At 65.4% G+C, this 1202-nt stretch carries 1 protein-coding gene; it reads right to left on the bottom strand.

Going from position 1 to position 1202, the window contains the following annotated elements; genetic code table 11:
* Positions 1-1202 (bottom strand): gamma-aminobutyraldehyde dehydrogenase (locus tag AC1Q8Q_RS32135; RefSeq protein ID WP_492615966.1); only part of this gene is annotated, 1202 nt, incomplete at both ends.

The following is a 1202-nucleotide window of genomic DNA, read 5'->3' on the forward strand; positions in this document are numbered from 1 at the left end:
TCCTCCAGCCCATACATCGACATGTCCTTGCCATACCCCGACAACTTCTGCCCGCCATGGGGCATTTCGCTGACCAGCATGAAGTGCGTGTTGACCCAAGTGCAGCCGTACTGCAAGCGCGCCGACAGGCGATGCGCGCGGCCGACATCGGCGGTCCACACCGAGGACGCCAGGCCGTAGTCGGAATCGTTGGCCCAGCCCAGCACCTGTGCCTCGTCACTGAATTTGGTCACCGACACCACCGGCCCGAACACTTCGCGACGGACAATCTCGTCGTCCTGCTGCGCATCGGCCAGCACCGTTGGTTCGAAGAAGAAACCGTTGCCTTCCACGGCCTTGCCGCCGGTGACCAGGCGGATGTGCGGCTGTGCCACGGCGCGCTCGACGAAGCCGGCGACGCGGTCGCGGTGTTGCGCGGTGATCAGCGGGCCGAGTTCGGTCGATGGATCGTCCTGCAAGCCGTACTTGATGCTGCTCACGGCGGCGCCGAGCTTCTCGACGAATTTCTCGTAGATGCCTGCCTGGGCATAGATGCGGCAGGCGGCGGTGCAGTCTTGACCGGCGTTGTAGAAACCGAAGGTGCGAATGCCGTCGACCGCGGCGTCGATGTCGGCGTCGTCGAAGATGATCACCGGGGCCTTGCCGCCCAGTTCCATGTGCATGCGCTTGACGCTGTCGGCGGTGCTGGAAATGATGTTCGCGCCAGTGGCGATCGAACCTGTCAGCGACACCATGCGCACTTTCGGATGGGTGACCAGCGGGCTGCCAACCGTAGGGCCGCGGCCGAACACCAGGTTGAGCACGCCAGCCGGGAAGATTTCCGCTGCCAGTTGCGCCAGGCGCAACGCGGTCAACGGCGTCTGTTCCGAGGGCTTGAGCACCACGGTATTGCCGGCGGCCAGGGCCGGGGCGATTTTCCAGGCGACCATCATCAGCGGGTAGTTCCACGGCGCGATGGAGGCGATCACCCCGACCGGGTCGCGGCGGATCATCGAGGTGTGGCCGGGCAGGTATTCGCCGCCGGCCGAGCCGCTCATGCAACGGCTGGCGCCGGCGAAGAAACGGAACACGTCGGCAATCGCCGGGATCTCGTCGTTGAGCGCGGCGCTGTAGGGCTTGCCGCAGTTGTCCGATTCGAGCTTGGCCAGCTCTTCGCCGTGGGCCTCGATGGCGTCGGCGAGTTTGAGCAGCAGCAGCGAACG

Source organism: Pseudomonas sp. GW823-FHT06B06, assembly GCF_058795195.1.